The organism is Halomicronema sp. CCY15110 (genome assembly GCF_016888165.1).
GTDB lineage: Bacteria > Cyanobacteriota > Cyanobacteriia > Phormidesmidales > Phormidesmidaceae > Halomicronema.
In genome coordinates this window covers 1-14,923 of sequence record NZ_JACSWC010000200.1, presented here as the reverse complement: position 1 = coordinate 14,923, position 14,923 = coordinate 1, and the positions used below count along the sequence as shown (strand labels likewise).

The following is a 14,923-nucleotide window of genomic DNA, read 5'->3' as shown; positions in this document are numbered from 1 at the left end:
AATACCCAAATTTGGGGGATTTAGGGGGCTGAATCACGGGCCAGTCATGACGGATAACTTATGTGTACTTAGTAGCCTAACAACCCAGAGGAGCCCCCTATGAACTCTCTCAACCCTGAGCAATTCAGAGAACTCGTTTACTACGCGACCCTCGCCCCCTCCAGCCACAATACCCAGTGCTGGAAGTTTCGGAATGAGGATCAAGTCATCATCATCCTGCCGGACAGATCGCGGCGCTGCCCCGTAGTCGATCCCGATGACCATCATCTCTATGTCTCCTTGGGCTGCGCTGCTGAGAACCTGATCCAGGCAGCCCTGGCTCAGGGGCTATCGGCCCAGTGTCGCTTTGATCCCGCTGGCGACGGCGCTGTGCGCATCCAGCTTCAACCGGCAGAGAAGCGCGTCACGCCTCTATTCGAGGCCATCCCGCACCGTCAATGCACCCGTGCCGAGTACGATGGCTACCCCCTCACTCCCGATGAGCTACACCAGTTAGAAATGGCCGGGACGGGCGACGGCGTACGAGTCCTGATGCTGACGTCCCCCACCGCTATAGAAACCGTTCTGGGCTATGTCGTGCAGGGCAACACCGCGCAGTTCAACAACCCAGCTTTTATGCAGGAGCTGCAATCGTGGATTCGCTTTAATGATCAAGAGGCGACCCGCACCGGGGATGGTCTTTCGGGGCGGGCAACGGGCAATCCGCCGATCCCCCGCTGGCTGGGGACGCTGTTGTCCAAAGTCTTGTTTCGGGCAAAGCCGGAGAACGAAAAAATCGCCCGCTATGTCCGCAGTTCCGCCGGTATTGCCGTCTTTGTCTCTGCTGTGGATGACCAGGCTCATTGGATAGAGGCGGGACGCTGTTACGAACGGTTTGCTCTGCAGGCGACGGCTCTGGGGATTCGCAATGCCTTTATCAACCAGCCCGTCGAGGAGGCGAGTTTGCGACTTGCCTTTGCCAGGGCGTTAGGACTGAGCTCTGGTCGGCCTGATCTGGTGGTGCGGTTTGGGCGCGGGGCCGAGATGCCCAGATCGCTGAGGCGATCGCTCGATGCCGTAATGATTTAGGCCAAACCGCAACGGGGCTGGAGCGATCGCGGGATGAAATTTTCAGCCCATTGCTTGAGTAGAGAGGGCGATCGCAACTAGCCGCCCAACTGCCCCAACACGATAAATATCGACCAGGCAAAAATCGCGAGCGTTAGTAGCGTAGGAATCGTAGCTGGCATGGTTAATCCTGTCGTGTCTGCATGGAATCCTTTTCTGCATGGAATTCTTTCTTCAAGGTAAAAACAAAATCCCCGCAGCAAAATCGCCTGAATTTCGGCAACCCGCACTACCCAAAGTTCGAGTTGCTGGGGATTGCCGTGGATCACCTTAGTTGATCGCCAGCATTAAAATCCTCTTGAATGCACATAACGCTTTTCTATGGAACTGGGATGTCGAAAATGTTTTTATTTGTTACATTTCTTTATGTAGCAGGACAAATAATTTACACAAGGAGGTCTTTGTGGCCTACTCTACGGTGACAACTCTAAACAGCCAAACCACTTCAATTAATCCTGTTGAGGCCACGGTTAATGCGATCCAGCGGCTGACAACGGACGATCAACTGGGTCTGCTCTGGACGCTTTACAAAAACATGGGGCGCTCGATTACGCCTGCGGCTCCGGGGGCGGCACGGTTGCAGTTTGCCGCTGGTCTGCTGGAGCAAGTGCAAGCCATGCCTCATCCCCTTCAGTTGCAATTCATGCGTGACTTGGTCGAAAACAATAGCACTCCTGAGACCCGCGCTTATGGGGTTTTAACCAACAACACCAAACTGGCATTCTGGTACCAGCTTGCGGTTCTCATGGACGAGGGTGTCGTGATTCCGGTACCTGCGTACTACAAGCTATCGGATGTTGCCCTCCAGGTCTTCGGCGATATCACCCGCCTGGAGTTTGGTCAGCAGATTACTGTGATGCGTCAGACCGTCGTTGCCATGGGAGTCGATCCCTTGGCTTAAGCCGTCCTTGCCAGTGCCTGGTTTATGCGGCACTGCCTCTTAGTGCGTCGCTAAGTCAGGCACTGGTATTTCACGCATTCGTAAACTTGTCGCGACTTTTTATGGCTTCCACCAAACCCTACCCCAGTTCACTGCAGGCCGACGATCTACCGGCTGAGACGATTGTTGAGCATTACTTTTCTAGTTTCAATGCTGGCGATTTTGATGCGACGGCAGCGCTGTTTGCCATCGATGGAGCGTTACATCCGCCGTTTGAGTCAGCGATCGTGGGCACTGCTGCGATCGCTCAGTACCTCAAAGCTGAAGCTGAAGGGATGCAGGCCTATCCAGAAATGCTGGAGGTTACGCAGACGGATGCTAGTAGTCGCCGAATTTTAGTCAAGGGCCGAGTGAAAGCCCTCGTCTTCAAGGTCAACGTGGCCTGGACATTTGAGATTGACGAAACTGAGCAAATTCGTTCGGCTGAGATTAAGTTGCTCGCTTCCATGCAAGAACTGCTGAGCCTGCGTCCTTAAGGACATGAGGATTGAGGACGCCGCCATTTGGACTGAGCGACTAAACGCTGGAAGTTCAAATGAAGGCGACACTGGGCGACATGGCGATTGCTGCCATGCCCTTCAACCTTGGCACTACGGGGCTTCTAGGTGGGCGCAAGTCAGCTATTTCAGGCCAGTCGGTACCCTTCATCCACTGGGAAATCTGGGAAGTTAGCTTTATTCCGGCACCAAAGTTGCCTATCTTATTAGAAGTTAACTGCAGAGTGGCGAAACAAGATGGAAAAGCAAGCAATTCGCGACCGGGTAGAGCTGATTCGCAGCAAGCGAGAAGCTCTGGTCAAGCTTTTAGACCAACCTGACATTGGGATGCTGCGCATTGATGTGAATCAGGCGCTGGAAGAGATGGATGACTTGATCGCCGAGTTTGATGAGATTTTTCCGGCGGCTGACGCAAACGGGTAATGCCGCCGCGATCGCTCACCCGCGATCGCGCATTCCGGTGTGGCTCACCTCAACCAAAATCACCTGGTCAGCCGACACCTGTCGTTTACACTTGTGAGATCACTGTTAAATAAGCGTTCATGGCCAATACGTATACTGTTGAGATTAAGCACCAGGGCAACGTCACCAGCATTCAGGTACCGGAAGATAAGCCGATTCTGACGGCGGCCAACGAAGCCGGATTGGATCTGCCGTTTTCTTGTGGTGCCGGGGTTTGCACCACTTGTGCGGCATTGATTATCGAGGGCTCGGTGGATCAGACCGAGGGCATGGGAGTCGGGCCAGATTTGCAGGCGGAGGGCTATGCTTTGCTGTGTGTGGCCTTGCCTCGGTCGGATATTAAGCTGGAAACGGAAAAAGAGGACGTGGTTTACCAAAAGCAGTTTGGTCAGCCTTCCTAAAATTTTCAACTGGTTTTGGTTAACGGGTCACGTTTAGCCAGGCTCAGCGATCGCCGCTGAGTCGTTGAAATACTCAAGTTTGGAGCATCGTCATGACCACTCACTTCATCGCCGCCGAAATCGATTTGACTGAAAATCCGGCAGAGTTGCCTCAGAAAGTGGAGGCGGAATTGCAAAAGCGAGGCGAACCGCTGCGGTGGGCGATCGCAGACGTGGATGACACGACCAAAACGGTGAAAGTCGAAGCCGTCGTCACCGAAAAGTAACGGTTGAATCGCCCCATGTTGCAACGACCTTACACGGCAGTAATGATTGTGCCGACGGGGGTGGGGGCAGCCATTGGCGGCTATGCCGGGGACGCGTTGCCCGTGGTGCGCGCGATCGCTCAGGTGGCCGATACCGTCATTACCCACCCCAATGTCTTGAACGGGGCTCAGCTCTATTGGCCTTTGCCCAATGTGCTGTATGTCGAGGGTTACGGTCTCGATCAGTTTGCGGCAGGACAGTGGGGGTTGCGTCCGGTGCATCGCAACCGCGTTGGACTGCTGTTGGATGCCGGGATTGAGGAGTCCTTGCGCTGGCGACATTTGCAAGCCGCCGACGCGGCCCGGGCCACCTTGGGGCTGGCAATGACGGACTATGTGGTGACGGATGCCCCCGTGGGGGTGACGCTGCAAACCGCTGAGTCTGGTGCGACGTGGGGCACCATTGCTAATTCTGGTACCTTGTTGCGGGCCGCCGAGCGGTTGGTGCAGCTGGGGGCAGAGGCGATCGCGGTGGTGGTGCGCTTTCCCGAAGAAGAAGATGCGATCGCGTTACATCACTACCGTCAGGGCCAGGGGGTTGATCCGTTAGCCGGAGCCGAAGCCGTCATTAGCCATTTGCTGGTGCGGCATTTGCAAATTCCCTGTGCCCATGCACCCGCCTTAAGCCCGCTGTCGCTAGACCCCACTCTGTCGCCAAAATCCGCCGCTGAGGAGCTAGGCCACACTTTTTTACCCTGCGTGTTGGCGGGACTGAGCCGGGCACCGCAGTTTGTCACGTCAGGAGATCGTCAGCCGGATGTCCTCAGTCGTGACCAAGTGGATGCGGTCATTGCTCCGGCGACGGCCTTTGGGGGTAGTGGTCTGCTGAGTTTGAGTGGCACCACCGCCCAGCTCATCGCGGTCGAAGAAAACACCACGACCCTAGCCATCACCCCAGAAAAAGTCGGCGTCCGCGCCCTGCGAGTTCGCTCCTATCTGGAAGCGATCGGGGTGATGGCGGCACATAAAGCCGGCATTGATGCCGGGGCGATCGCGCCCCACCTGCCCCAGATTCAGCCCGACGCCGAAACCTCGTTGTCCACCGATTCACTGTCATCAGGCCCGGCATCGCTTCCACAGAACGCCCTCTTGGGCTAAGGTAGCTAGGGAAATTAACGTCCATCGCTCATCACGGATCATCATGACTGCTGACCCCCAGGCCCCCTCAACGACAACTCCCGAAACACCTGACTCGGCCACCGAAACCGCAGAAAGCCTCCCCAGCTTTGGCTGGAATGCCTACGCCGAGCGCATCAACGGTCGCTTTGCCATGATCGGCTTTGTGGCGTTGCTGCTGCTAGAGCTGATTACTCGGCAGGATTTTCTGACCTGGCTCGGCTTCTAAACCATCGGGGCGTCGAGACAAACAGATTGGGCAACAAGACAGGGACTGCTCGATCAGCGGTTACTCGGCCCCATAGCTGGGGTTGGCGTACATTATCTCAATGTCAAGATCAAGCACTGGGATATCCGGCGCTACATCCACCCTCCTGGTCACACCATCCGCTTAGGCGAAATTTTTGACTTGAAAGTGATCGCCATAGCCCCGAATCGTTTTCTTCTCAGGTTGGCGATAGGTCAGTTGCTTGCTGGTGAGTTTGCCTAAACTGACCAGCGATTCCGCCATTTTGACAGCGGCGGCGACGGAGTCAATGACGGGCACTCCGAGCCGTTCTTCCAACTGCTTTTCAAGTCCGCTCATGCCTGCACAGCCGAGACAAATCGCTTCCGCACCATCTTCTGCAATGGCTAATTGGCTAGCTGCCGCCAAGACTTCGACCGTGTGGGCGCGATCGTTTTCCGTATCTAAAACGGATAGCGAAGTGGTGCGGATAGATGCACAGCGCTCCGTCATGCCTGCTTTTTGCACGGTTTTTTCGGCCATATCCCGCGCCCGGTGTAGCGTCGTCACGACACTCCACTTGGCCGCCAGCATATTCGCTACATAAAGACTGGCTTCGGCAATGCCCACGACGGGTTTTGTAGTGATTTCCCGCGCCGCCTCAAGGCCCGGATCCCCCCAGCAGGCCAGAATGAAGGCATCTGAGTCCGAGTCTAAGATAATTTGTTCCAACACGCCTGGGATCGCCAGATATTCATCGTAAAAACCCTCGATCGAAATTGGCCCGGCATTCGGGGTAACGGTAATGATTTCGGTGTGGGAAAACTTAGCCGCCTGTGCTGTCGCGTCAATATTTTGCGTCATCGGCTCACAGGTATTGCCGTTAATTACTTTGATCCGACAGGTGGGAGTTGCAGTCATGGGCATCTTACGGAAATCGAGTGTTTGCATTTAGGCAGTTTCCACTGTAATTGAGCGGCTAACGGCTAACTGTCGGGGATTAACATAAAGTCAGGGACGCGATCGCGAGCGTTCTCCGAGGATATTTCACAATGGTTACTGTGCACCCGAGTGACCTGAGTTGCCACCACAAATGGCCATTCCACTAATTTTGCTTTTAGGCGGCTCAAGTCGCCAAACACCGGTTGAATAACTGCTCAAATTCCCTCTCCCATGATTCAAACACCCCACCAACTTCAAACCTTTGAAGACTTCCTCAACTACACCGAGGGCACCGACGCCTATTACGAATTGACTAATGGAGAACTGGTTGAAATGCCCCCGGAATCGGACGAAAACCTGTGCCGTGCCATGCAACTGTATGAAGCGCTCAAAGTTCTGGTGGGAATGCGCCAGATTCGTCTGCAAGGGGTCGTGATCGCCGTGCCAGGGCAACCCAAAAATCGATATCCTGACCTGACGGTGCTGCGTCCTGAACATCCCGAACAAATGCGGGCACTAGGGCAGGCGGCGATTACCCTGGACATGGCTCCGCCGATATTAATCGTCGAGGTGGTCAGCCCCGGCACTGAGAATCATCGCCGCGACTACTTGGAAAAGCGCAATCAGTATGAGTGGCGCGGCATCCCTGAATATTGGATTATCGATCCGGTGCAGTCTCAAGTCACCGTGCTCAGCCTCACAGCAGCAGGGTATGAAGCCGCCGTTTTCACGGGAGAAGATATCGTGCAATCTCCGACCTTCCCAAACTTTGCGGTGAGTGCGGCTGCAGTGCTGGCGATTGACTGAAAGCTCCCGGTTTCTGGTCTCAGAACTGCCGTGTCAGCGGTGTGCCGGGCTGGTTTTGCAGACCTCAGGTGAGGGCAAGAAGGCGCAAATTGACGGCGAGCAGGACTTTAGCCCCAGGCAATATCCAGGCACATCATCACGACAAAGCCTGCCATGACCCCCAGGGTGCCGCTTTGGCCTAGGCTCTTTTGGGAAATATCGGGAATAATTTCATCCACAATCACAAACAGCATGGCTCCCGCTGCTAAGGCCATGCCCCAAGGCAGGGCTTCTTGGGCAATGCTGACGAGTCCTGCCCCTACCAGGCCACCAACGGGTTCCACCAGTCCCGTCAGGGTGGAAATACCGAGGGCGTAGAAGGGGGAATAATGCAGGCTCTTAAGCGACCAGGCAACGACCAACCCTTCCGGCATATTTTGTAGGGCAATGCCCAGGGCGAGCGTCAAGCCTTGAGTTGTATTGCCTGAGCCAAACCCGACTCCCACGGCCAATCCTTCGGGAAAGTTGTGGAGGGTAATCGCGGCGACAAACAGCCAAATGCGTTTCAAATTCGCCACCGCTGGCCCCTCCTTTCCCTTAAAAATGTGCTCGTGGGGGAAGCGGTTGTGGACGAGCCAGAGCAGGCCGCCGCCCAGACAAATGCCCAGGCCCATGATAAGCGCGGCGATCGCTTCGGAATAGCCCAAATCCACCGCTGCTTCAGTTCCCGGCACAATTAGCGAAAATGAGGTCGCGGCCAGCATGATGCCACCCCCAATGCCCAACAGCACCCCTTCTACCTTGGTATCGGGCATCCAGGGCAACAACACTGGCAAGGCCCCAACGCCGGTGCCGAGTCCGGCGACGAGGCTCGCGATCGCCCCTAACGCTACTGTGTCCACGCGGGTCATCTCCTTTTCCATGCTGAACTGATGGATCTCCTTCAGGCTAGTCGATTTCAAGGCAACTACCGGGTCGGAGTGGTTGCGGTTGATGGGTGACAGTCGCCAGGGGAAGGATAACTCGTCTGTGGCAGCCCCCCGAATTCCTGCGCTGATGGCGAATTAAGAATGTTATTCTGGCAAGACTCGCTCACCCGGTGACCGCGATCGCGTGTCCATCCCTGCCCTTCATTGGTTGACCTATGAATCCTGCCCTGACCCAATTTGGCGATCAAATGTCTCACCTGACGGGGGTGAGAGCCATCATGAAAGACATTATTGAAACCTTGCGAGCGGGCCAGGGCCAGTCTTTCATTAATTTGAGTGCAGGCAATCCAGTAATTTTGCCCGAGATCGAGCAGCTGTGGCGCGACTGTACGGCTGAGCTGCTGGACAGTTCGGAATATGGCGAGGTGGTGTGTCGCTATGGCTCTAGTCAGGGGTACGAACCGCTGATCGAGGCCGTGCTGGCAGATTTTAATCAGCGCTACGGGCTCAATTTGACGGAGCGGAATATCCTCATTACACCGGGGAGTCAATCGCTGTACTTTTTTGCGGCCAATGCGTTCGGCGGCTACACCGCGGCTGGGCAATTGCGGGAAATCGTGCTGCCGCTAAGCCCTGATTACACTGGCTACGGTGGAGTTTCGCTCTATCCCGAAGCGCTGCGCGCCTACAAGCCCGCGTTGGATGTTGATGCCACTGCCCATTCCTTTAAATATCGCCCTGACTTTAGCCAGCTAGAAATCACCGATCGCACCGGGTTTGTGCTGTTTTCGCGCCCTTGCAACCCCACGGGCAACGTGTTGACGAATGACGAAGTCCACCGCATCGCCGATTTGGCCGCCCCCCATAACGTGCCGGTCTTTGTGGATTCGGCCTATGCGCCGCCGTATCCCGCCCTCAACTTTACGGAAATGACGCCGATTTTTCGCGACAATATGGTGCATTGCCTCAGTTTGTCGAAGGCGGGACTCCCGGGTGAACGGATTGGCATTGCCCTGGGTGATGAGTCCATCATCCAAATCTTGCAGTCGTTTCAGACCAATCTCTGCATTCACTCATCACGGTACGGGCAGGCGATCGCGGCGCGGGCGATCGCCTCTGGGGCTCTGGCCCACCTGTCCGACACGGTGATTCGCCCCTACTACCGCAATAAATTTGCCATTCTTGCCGACAGCCTGGATCGGTACATGCCTGCTGATGTGCCGTGGTATTTGCACCGGGGCGAAGGGGCCATCTTCGCTTGGCTCTGGTTCGACCAGTTGCCCGTGACCGATCGCGAACTATATCAGCAGCTAAAGCAGTACGGGGTAATTGTGGTGCCCGGTGACCCGTTCTTCCCAGGTTTACGTGACGATTGGGCACACACTCGTCAATGCATTCGTATCAGCCTGACGGCGGGCGATCGCGACATTGACCAGGCCATTCAACATTTGGCGACTGTCGTCACGGCGCTGTATCAGCCCAGTCTGGCAGCAGCGGCAGTGGGCTCCTAACAACAGCGATGAACGAAACTTTATCTGATAACTGGACCGAAATTGGTCGCATCGTCGCCCCCCAGGGGCTAAATGGTGAGATGCGGGTGTATCCTGACACCGATTTTCCCGAGCGCTTTTTAGAGCCGGGCGATCGCTGGCTGCTAAAACCGGGACACACCGAGCCCGAAATCGTGAAATTGGTCTCTGGTCGCGTTTTGGCGGGCAAAGGACTCTATGTCATCAAGCTCCAGGGAGTGAATCATCGCGACCAAGTGGAAGCCCTGCGAGAGGCACGGCTGTTGATTGTGACGGGCGATCGCCTCGCCCTCGCGCCGGGGGAGTTTCATGTGGCGGACCTCGTGGGCCTCACCATTCGACTCCAGAGCACCGGAGAAGAGATCGGCACGGTGGTCGATATTTACGCAGCGGGGAATGATTTGCTCGCGATCGAACTTTTCCCAGACTTCGCGGCGGCACCGCCTCAACCAGACACTGACGCGACGCAAAAGCGTAAATCGAAGCCGGCCCTGCCCGTGCTCATTCCCTTTGTCGAAGAGATTGTGCCAATAGTAGACATTGCAGCGGGCTATGTGGTGGTTAACCCACCGCCAGGACTCTTGCCCGATTAATCACCGGTTGATGACAGGGGCGGATCTCTTGGCGGAATGGAGTCTGGGACGGCTAATGTCTGTTCGACAGGCTGTTTTTTGCCCTCTTCCCCAAGGGGCGGCAGGCCTTAATCCCCCCATCGTACGTGGGCCACAATCGACAACTCAAGCCGCAGTCACCAGCTAGGGCTTATCCTCGAACTCACAAGGGTACGGGCCATCTGATGGGGTTTCTGTCAAGATAGGTGGCTCCCTACTTAACCCAGGTCGCTAGATTGGGTACTGTACGTTAGTAAACGCGAGTAGATGCGTGCTAGCAAATTTGGCGCAGCTCAAGCACACGCAGGATTTTTCAGGGTAATTGATATGGATTTGGTACTGGCCGCGATCGTATTTGGCGCAATTCTAGTTCTCTTCACCAAAGAAGTATTTGGCATTTAAATCGTTTCTGTTTCCGTCTGCCGGGTGCCAAAAAAGTCAACCCGATATTCTGTGATCTTAGTGCCCGTCTGCGCTTCGACCTGACGGATCAACTCTGGTGGCAGCTCCACCCGAACATCGATAATTTGCTCAGTATCCAGGCAATTGACGTGACTGTGGGCATCGTTGATATGGCCATACAGCCGACCATCTGAGCGCTCTACGCACTCAATTATATTTTGCTCAGAGAGGGCTTCCAGGTTTTGATACACCGAGGTGTGGCCGATATCACACCCTTGACGATTGAGGCGATCGTAGATTTCGCGAGCCGATAAGTGCTCCTTGGCTTCCCACAGCAGCTCTAAAATGTAGCGGCGTTGTCGGCTCAGACGCATCTTCAAGGCCTGACAGCGTTCAAAGGCATCTTCTAGGGAACGGATTGGTTGGGTGGCCGTTGGGCTCTCCATCTCAAGTGGGCTCCACAGATTCGACGAACAGATGGGGGATTGCCATCCATGTGTGCTAGTTGCGATCGCTGGCCTCATAGGAGGTCAATCGACAGCAGTTACAGGCATCCCATCATTGGCTTGAGTCCGGAACATGAATACTGACAACCAGTAATCCATACTCAGTACCACTTTAGCTTGTGCTGGCCGAAATATGCCAATTCCACAGTGGTAGTCGTCATGGCTGGGGCACTATCGGCCCCGGCGGGAATAGTCCTCAATGGTGTAGGCGCACGGTATGAGGGTGTATCGGTTTGCTAAGAGTGTTCCAAGTAAAAAGTTATCTAACCGGGATTCCTCCCGTTGGTCGGAATGACATAAGCCGGTCATGTTGAGCGCAGCGAAGCGGAGTCGAAACATCTGGCATGACGAGGGTCGATTTATTCTTTGGACTACTCTAAGGCGGCGGCTTCCCGGCGATCGCCACCGCCGTCAAAGGGGGTAAGGGTTCACTTGCCGGGCAGTCCTCTTTTTCTAGCCCGCTCGATATTTTGGCGATAGTTTTCTCGCTAGCTTCACTAAAATAAGGCTGACCTTGGGCTTGACGATGGCCCTGGCGATCGCCACCCCAGAGAGACACTCATGCCTGGCAGATCTTCCCGCAATGTCAAAAATAAAAGGGGCCAAGCTTGGGCCTTCGCGGCGTTGGCGCTCTTGTCATGCGGTTTAGTGTGGCTGCTGCAACTGTCGCCCACGATCTCGCAAACCGGCCTGGTCACCCCTAACGCACCGGCCAGCTATCCGGCGCAGCAGTTTCCCGAGGAAAATTATGTACCAGTGACAACGTGGTCGGGACGTTTAGTGTTGCCGGCGCAAGCGGCGGCTGAAGCGGCGGCGATGGACTGGGTGTGGCTGGAAGTTTATACCAGTCCTGAGCCCGCGCTGGTGGGGCAGTGGATGCGCTTGCAGTGGCAAGACACTCCCGAAAATCAGGCTTATCTGGATACAGTCACCCGGGGCATTGAGTTTAATGAGGCGGCGATCGCTAGCCTGGAGTTGGGGCGCATTCACCCGACCCGGCTGAACGGCTGGGCCCAGGTGGGGCCGCTGCAATCGCTAGCGGGCACCCGCCCCCAAGACAACATGATTGTGGCGTTGCCGGAGGAGGGCCTGGAACTGGATGCGGCGAATGCCGTGTTGAAGATTCAGGCTATTCCGGTGCAAATTCCCGAGCGGTTTTACAGTTTGGTTCAGGTACTCGGGCCGGATGACGCTTATCCGGCGGCGGCGGCTTGCCCCAGTCAGCAGCCCTGCCCGAGTGAATATCAACGGGTGCGGCATTATAATCCGGCTACGCAAGCCTTTGACGGCACTGTGGAAACGGTTTACTGGCCGTCGGTCGCCGCTGGTGAAAATGGGATCCATCAGTCCACCCCACAATGGATCGCCCGATCGCCCGCTGGGGCAGCGGGCTGGTACATCTATGGGGCGCAGCGCAGTGACGGCGTGTTTGGGGTGACGGCGATCGCGCCCTGGAGTCTCTTTCAACTCACGCCGCAGCGGATAATCACTGGTCGGGGTGAGGCGCTAAACTACATCAATTTTGGCAACTGGCGTCATACCCCCGAACGCAAAGGGACGGCACAGTCGGTATTTGTGAAGCCCCATGGGCCGACGGCTCTCCCTGATTGGCAGCTGGGCGATCGCTTTTTAGTCATTCACCTGTTTGGCGGCATCGGCGGCGACCAGGCGGAACCGCGATCGGTCAGCGGCACCGTGACCGGACACTACGCGTACGGCTTCGGGGAAGTGATACTCGACCCTTTTACCCAAACGCCCCGGCTGCAAATCATTTACGACCAAGTGTATTCCCACAATCCGCAGGGCATTGTGTCGGGGCGGACGCTGTGGGCTGAATATGCGGGCAACTTGCAGCGGGGCTGGCTGGGCACCCGCCCCATCTCTGATGTGTTGGTCAAAATTCCCTCCTTGAGTCACGTTTACAAATTCGGAGAGATTGCGCTCAATCCCTTAGCCACCTTTCAGCGCGAACTGAGGGTGATGATGGCCCGTTATCGCACGGGGGATGGTACGGGAGCGGCGATCGTGACGCCCGCCCAATCTTGCGTACAAGATTCGAGTCAGGCATTATACGAGACGATTCAGGCGATCAAAAATCAGGTAACGGCACAGCCAGAGATCAGCACTTGGCTAGAAAACCACCCGGATGATCCACAAACGGCGCTATTTCAAGATTTGATCGCTTTGGGACAAAGCGTCCAGCGCGAACTCGTGCCCCTCGGCATTGCCCGTCCCGACTGGCAGGACAGCGCTCAAAACCTGGTGGGCATTGAGTCGGGCGATCGCCCCGCTCGCAACGTCAATACCCCGATTAACAACCTGCTCAGCTGGCGCACGGTGATTCCTCGCGTGGCCTACGATAATGTCACGGCAATTTTGCTGAACCACGGGGCCGAGCTGTGGTTTTTGCGCACCAATCAAGTGGGCGGTGCAAATCCGACCATTGTGCCCCTCGCGCCAACGGCCCTATTGGGTGACTTCGTGGTGGTGCCGACGGCGTTTTCGCGGGTGATTGAAGCTTGGCGTTGGCCCCGCTGGCGTGATTGGGGCCTCGTGCTAGTGGGGTTAGGCGTCTTTGCGCTCACGCAATTGATCGACTCGCACGCACCGCTGGCCGCCATGCCCCGTTTGCTCAGTCAGGGTCTCGCTGACCTCTCGGTTAAGCAGGCGCTACTCGGGCTATTGGCCCCCGCGCTGCTGCAAGAGTTGATGTTTCGGGTGCTGCTGCTGCCCCATCCCACCGAGGCGGTGCGGCTCTGGACGGGCCTGATCTGGTCAGGGGTGAGTTTGGGATTGTTCTTGGGGTACTGCCGTTGGCGATCGCGCCGTTGCCCCGCATCACCCCCGCAAAAAGCGCCCACTTTTGATTTATATCCCTGTCTGTGTCTCGGCATTGTGGCCATGGTGGTTTATTTCAGCACGGGGTCGCTCTGGGCGGTGACGACTTTTCATTGGGGCGCATGGCTTTGGCAACGACAGTTGGCGGCCCTCGCGGAGCCACAACCCCAAGTTTTGTGAAGGTTGCAGCCGCGTCAATTATGCTGAGACAGACCCCAAAAAGAGAACAGCTGCGATGTCTCCCGCCATTGTCATGACCTTGATCTATGCCGTGCTGTCGATAGTCGGCGGCGTCATTGGCTATCAAAAAGCGGGTAGCAAGCCCTCGTTAATTTCCGGCATCATCACTGGCGTCTTGCTTCTCGTGGCGGGGGTGGGGTTGCTTCAGGCGGCGGCTTGGGGTGGCTGGCTGGCGATCTCGGTTTCACTCTTGCTGGTCATAACGTTCATTATCCGCCTCATTAAAACTCGCAAATTCATGCCCGCTGGCCTCATGGTGATCGTCGGTGTGGTCACGCTGATGGCGCTGTTTCCCATAGTTTTCTAAGGTGGCGGCCTGCCCGCTGTCCGGCAGCGCTAGCGGTACAGCTTTTATCCTGGTCGGGGCAATGGTGATTAAGCGATCGCTCAAGTTCAAGAGTTACTGATGGGACACAGCATCTTAGTCACTGGGCCCACCAAATCGGGCAAAAGTGAATGGGCCGAGCAATTGGCAGCCCAACAATCTCAATCGGTCGTGTACGTGGCAACGTCGCGCCTCAACCCTGATGATGCCGAGTGGCAGGCCCGTGTAAAAGCTCATCGGCATCGCCGTTCGTCGGCTTGGCAAACCCTGGAAGTGCCAGCGGCCTTGCCCTCGGTGCTGGCCCAAACCACTACTGCCGATTGTTGGCTGGTGGATTCGCTGGGCACCTGGGTCGCGAATGGTTTGGCACAATCGACCGCCGCCTGGGACGCCGAGGTAGAGGCACTGTTGGCCGCGATCGCGACCTTTCCCGGCACGCTCATTATGGTGGCCGAAGAAACGGGCTGGGGCGTGGTGCCGGCCTATCCGCTGGGACGGACCTTTCGCGATCGCTTGGGGCATTTGACTCGACAGGTCGCCGCGATCGCGGATATGACCTATTTGGTAGTGGCGGGATTTGCGGTCGATCTACGCCAGTTGGGAACCCCGGTTTCTACGCTGAAACCTAATGAGCCTATCCGTTAAAGTGCCACGGTTGGCCCCCTGAGTCTCCACCCACCCCCCTTAGGGAGCTGCAACTAAATAAAGTACCCGTTCAATCCGGTTTCGACTTCGCTCAACCTACCAGTATCGAGAGTTGA

The 14,923-nt window shown here is 56.3% G+C and carries 19 protein-coding genes; 15 read left to right on the top strand and 4 right to left on the bottom strand.

Features of this window, described 5'->3' with window-relative positions; genetic code table 11:
- Positions 1 to 99: 99 nt before the first annotated feature.
- From JUK32_RS06270 to JUK32_RS06235, 9 genes are all read left to right on the top strand, one after another.
- Positions 100 to 1,068: an Acg family FMN-binding oxidoreductase gene (locus JUK32_RS06270; RefSeq protein ID WP_204137990.1), complete on the top strand. Its 969-nt coding sequence runs from the start codon at positions 100 to 102 to the stop codon at positions 1,066 to 1,068.
- A 442-nt stretch (positions 1,069 to 1,510) separates the two neighbouring features.
- A complete protein-coding gene (locus JUK32_RS06265; RefSeq protein ID WP_309224500.1) occupies positions 1,511 to 2,008 on the top strand; it encodes an orange carotenoid protein N-terminal domain-containing protein in 498 nt (165 codons plus the stop codon).
- Positions 2,009 to 2,109: 101 nt separating this feature from the next.
- Positions 2,110 to 2,523 (top strand): nuclear transport factor 2 family protein, encoded by a 414-nt coding sequence (locus JUK32_RS06260; RefSeq protein ID WP_204137989.1) that lies wholly within the window; start codon positions 2,110 to 2,112, stop codon positions 2,521 to 2,523.
- 258 nt (positions 2,524 to 2,781) lie between these two features.
- Positions 2,782 to 2,967: a hypothetical protein gene (locus JUK32_RS06255; protein WP_204137988.1), complete on the top strand. Its 186-nt coding sequence runs from the start codon at positions 2,782 to 2,784 to the stop codon at positions 2,965 to 2,967.
- Positions 2,933 to 3,064, top strand: coding sequence for a hypothetical protein (locus tag JUK32_RS27950; RefSeq protein WP_255538139.1), 132 nt, complete (start codon positions 2,933 to 2,935; stop codon positions 3,062 to 3,064). The genes JUK32_RS06255 and JUK32_RS27950 overlap by 35 nt, the downstream gene beginning before the upstream one ends.
- Before the next feature lie 22 nt (positions 3,065 to 3,086).
- Complete coding sequence (locus JUK32_RS06250; protein ID WP_204137987.1) at positions 3,087 to 3,407, top strand: 2Fe-2S iron-sulfur cluster-binding protein; 321 nt, start codon at positions 3,087 to 3,089, stop codon at positions 3,405 to 3,407.
- 92 nt (positions 3,408 to 3,499) lie between these two features.
- Positions 3,500 to 3,673 carry a hypothetical protein gene (locus tag JUK32_RS06245; RefSeq protein ID WP_204137986.1) on the top strand — a complete coding sequence of 58 codons (174 nt, stop codon included), beginning with the start codon at positions 3,500 to 3,502 and terminating at the stop codon, positions 3,671 to 3,673.
- A 15-nt stretch (positions 3,674 to 3,688) separates the two neighbouring features.
- Entirely contained in the window at positions 3,689 to 4,810 is a 1,122-nt protein-coding gene (locus JUK32_RS06240) for a DUF3326 domain-containing protein (RefSeq protein WP_204137985.1), read from the top strand.
- 43 nt (positions 4,811 to 4,853) lie between these two features.
- Positions 4,854 to 5,057 carry a chlorophyll a/b-binding protein gene (locus JUK32_RS06235; protein WP_204137984.1) on the top strand — a complete coding sequence of 68 codons (204 nt, stop codon included), beginning with the start codon at positions 4,854 to 4,856 and terminating at the stop codon, positions 5,055 to 5,057.
- A gap of 162 nt (positions 5,058 to 5,219) precedes the next feature.
- Here the strand turns inward: JUK32_RS06235 and JUK32_RS06230 are convergent, their stop codons facing one another.
- On the bottom strand, positions 5,220 to 5,975 hold the full coding sequence (locus tag JUK32_RS06230; protein WP_204137983.1) for an aspartate/glutamate racemase family protein: 756 nt from the start codon (positions 5,973 to 5,975) through the stop codon (positions 5,220 to 5,222).
- Positions 5,976 to 6,227: 252 nt separating this feature from the next.
- Here JUK32_RS06230 and JUK32_RS06225 point away from each other — a divergent pair, with 252 nt between their 5' ends.
- Positions 6,228 to 6,803 (top strand): Uma2 family endonuclease, encoded by a 576-nt coding sequence (locus JUK32_RS06225; protein WP_204137982.1) that lies wholly within the window; start codon positions 6,228 to 6,230, stop codon positions 6,801 to 6,803.
- 107 nt (positions 6,804 to 6,910) lie between these two features.
- Here JUK32_RS06225 and JUK32_RS06220 read toward each other — a convergent pair whose 3' ends face one another.
- Entirely contained in the window at positions 6,911 to 7,684 is a 774-nt protein-coding gene (locus JUK32_RS06220; RefSeq protein ID WP_204137991.1) for a ZIP family metal transporter, read from the bottom strand.
- A gap of 242 nt (positions 7,685 to 7,926) precedes the next feature.
- Between JUK32_RS06220 and JUK32_RS06215 the strand changes: the two genes are divergently transcribed.
- Positions 7,927 to 9,222 (top strand): valine--pyruvate transaminase, encoded by a 1,296-nt coding sequence (locus tag JUK32_RS06215; RefSeq protein WP_204137981.1) that lies wholly within the window; start codon positions 7,927 to 7,929, stop codon positions 9,220 to 9,222.
- Positions 9,223 to 9,230: 8 nt separating this feature from the next.
- Entirely contained in the window at positions 9,231 to 9,833 is a 603-nt protein-coding gene (rimM, locus tag JUK32_RS06210) for a ribosome maturation factor RimM (RefSeq protein ID WP_204137980.1), read from the top strand.
- Positions 9,834 to 10,249: 416 nt separating this feature from the next.
- Here rimM and JUK32_RS06205 read toward each other — a convergent pair whose 3' ends face one another.
- The gene (locus JUK32_RS06205; RefSeq protein ID WP_204137979.1) at positions 10,250 to 10,699 is read right to left on the bottom strand and encodes a Fur family transcriptional regulator; all 450 of its coding nucleotides are present in this window, start codon (positions 10,697 to 10,699) and stop codon (positions 10,250 to 10,252) included.
- A gap of 436 nt (positions 10,700 to 11,135) precedes the next feature.
- Positions 11,136 to 11,318, bottom strand: a complete 183-nt coding sequence (locus JUK32_RS06200) for a hypothetical protein (protein WP_204137978.1) — start codon at positions 11,316 to 11,318, stop codon at positions 11,136 to 11,138.
- A 2-nt stretch (positions 11,319 to 11,320) separates the two neighbouring features.
- Here JUK32_RS06200 and JUK32_RS06195 point away from each other — a divergent pair, with 2 nt between their 5' ends.
- The 3 genes from JUK32_RS06195 to cobU all read left to right on the top strand — a co-directional run bounded on the left by JUK32_RS06195 (position 11,321) and on the right by cobU (position 14,807).
- A complete protein-coding gene (locus JUK32_RS06195) occupies positions 11,321 to 13,777 on the top strand; it encodes a type II CAAX prenyl endopeptidase Rce1 family protein (RefSeq protein ID WP_204137977.1) in 2,457 nt (818 codons plus the stop codon).
- A 55-nt stretch (positions 13,778 to 13,832) separates the two neighbouring features.
- Complete coding sequence (locus JUK32_RS06190) at positions 13,833 to 14,144, top strand: TMEM14 family protein (protein WP_204137976.1); 312 nt, start codon at positions 13,833 to 13,835, stop codon at positions 14,142 to 14,144.
- Between the two features lie 99 nt (positions 14,145 to 14,243).
- Positions 14,244 to 14,807, top strand: coding sequence for a bifunctional adenosylcobinamide kinase/adenosylcobinamide-phosphate guanylyltransferase (cobU, locus tag JUK32_RS06185; protein WP_204137975.1), 564 nt, complete (start codon positions 14,244 to 14,246; stop codon positions 14,805 to 14,807).
- Positions 14,808 to 14,923 lie beyond the last annotated feature (116 nt).

Excerpts from the sequence above, each read along its gene's own strand:
- JUK32_RS06270 (WP_204137990.1), top strand. The coding sequence starts at position 100 with ATGAACTCTCTCAACCCTGAGCAATTCAGAGAACTCGTTTACTACGCG.
- JUK32_RS06260 (WP_204137989.1), top strand. The coding sequence starts at position 2,110 with ATGGCTTCCACCAAACCCTACCCCAGTTCACTGCAGGCCGACGATCTA.
- JUK32_RS06255 (WP_204137988.1), top strand. The coding sequence starts at position 2,782 with ATGGAAAAGCAAGCAATTCGCGACCGGGTAGAGCTGATTCGCAGCAAG.
- JUK32_RS27950 (WP_255538139.1), top strand. The coding sequence starts at position 2,933 with ATGAGATTTTTCCGGCGGCTGACGCAAACGGGTAATGCCGCCGCGATC.
- JUK32_RS06250 (WP_204137987.1), top strand. The coding sequence starts at position 3,087 with ATGGCCAATACGTATACTGTTGAGATTAAGCACCAGGGCAACGTCACC.
- JUK32_RS06245 (WP_204137986.1), top strand. The coding sequence starts at position 3,500 with ATGACCACTCACTTCATCGCCGCCGAAATCGATTTGACTGAAAATCCG.
- JUK32_RS06240 (WP_204137985.1), top strand. The coding sequence starts at position 3,689 with ATGTTGCAACGACCTTACACGGCAGTAATGATTGTGCCGACGGGGGTG.
- JUK32_RS06235 (WP_204137984.1), top strand. The coding sequence starts at position 4,854 with ATGACTGCTGACCCCCAGGCCCCCTCAACGACAACTCCCGAAACACCT.
- JUK32_RS06230 (WP_204137983.1), bottom strand. The coding sequence starts at position 5,975 with ATGACTGCAACTCCCACCTGTCGGATCAAAGTAATTAACGGCAATACC.
- JUK32_RS06225 (WP_204137982.1), top strand. The coding sequence starts at position 6,228 with ATGATTCAAACACCCCACCAACTTCAAACCTTTGAAGACTTCCTCAAC.
- JUK32_RS06215 (WP_204137981.1), top strand. The coding sequence starts at position 7,927 with ATGAATCCTGCCCTGACCCAATTTGGCGATCAAATGTCTCACCTGACG.
- rimM (WP_204137980.1), top strand. The coding sequence starts at position 9,231 with ATGAACGAAACTTTATCTGATAACTGGACCGAAATTGGTCGCATCGTC.
- JUK32_RS06205 (WP_204137979.1), bottom strand. The coding sequence starts at position 10,699 with ATGGAGAGCCCAACGGCCACCCAACCAATCCGTTCCCTAGAAGATGCC.
- JUK32_RS06195 (WP_204137977.1), top strand. The coding sequence starts at position 11,321 with ATGCCTGGCAGATCTTCCCGCAATGTCAAAAATAAAAGGGGCCAAGCT.
- JUK32_RS06190 (WP_204137976.1), top strand. The coding sequence starts at position 13,833 with ATGTCTCCCGCCATTGTCATGACCTTGATCTATGCCGTGCTGTCGATA.
- cobU (WP_204137975.1), top strand. The coding sequence starts at position 14,244 with ATGGGACACAGCATCTTAGTCACTGGGCCCACCAAATCGGGCAAAAGT.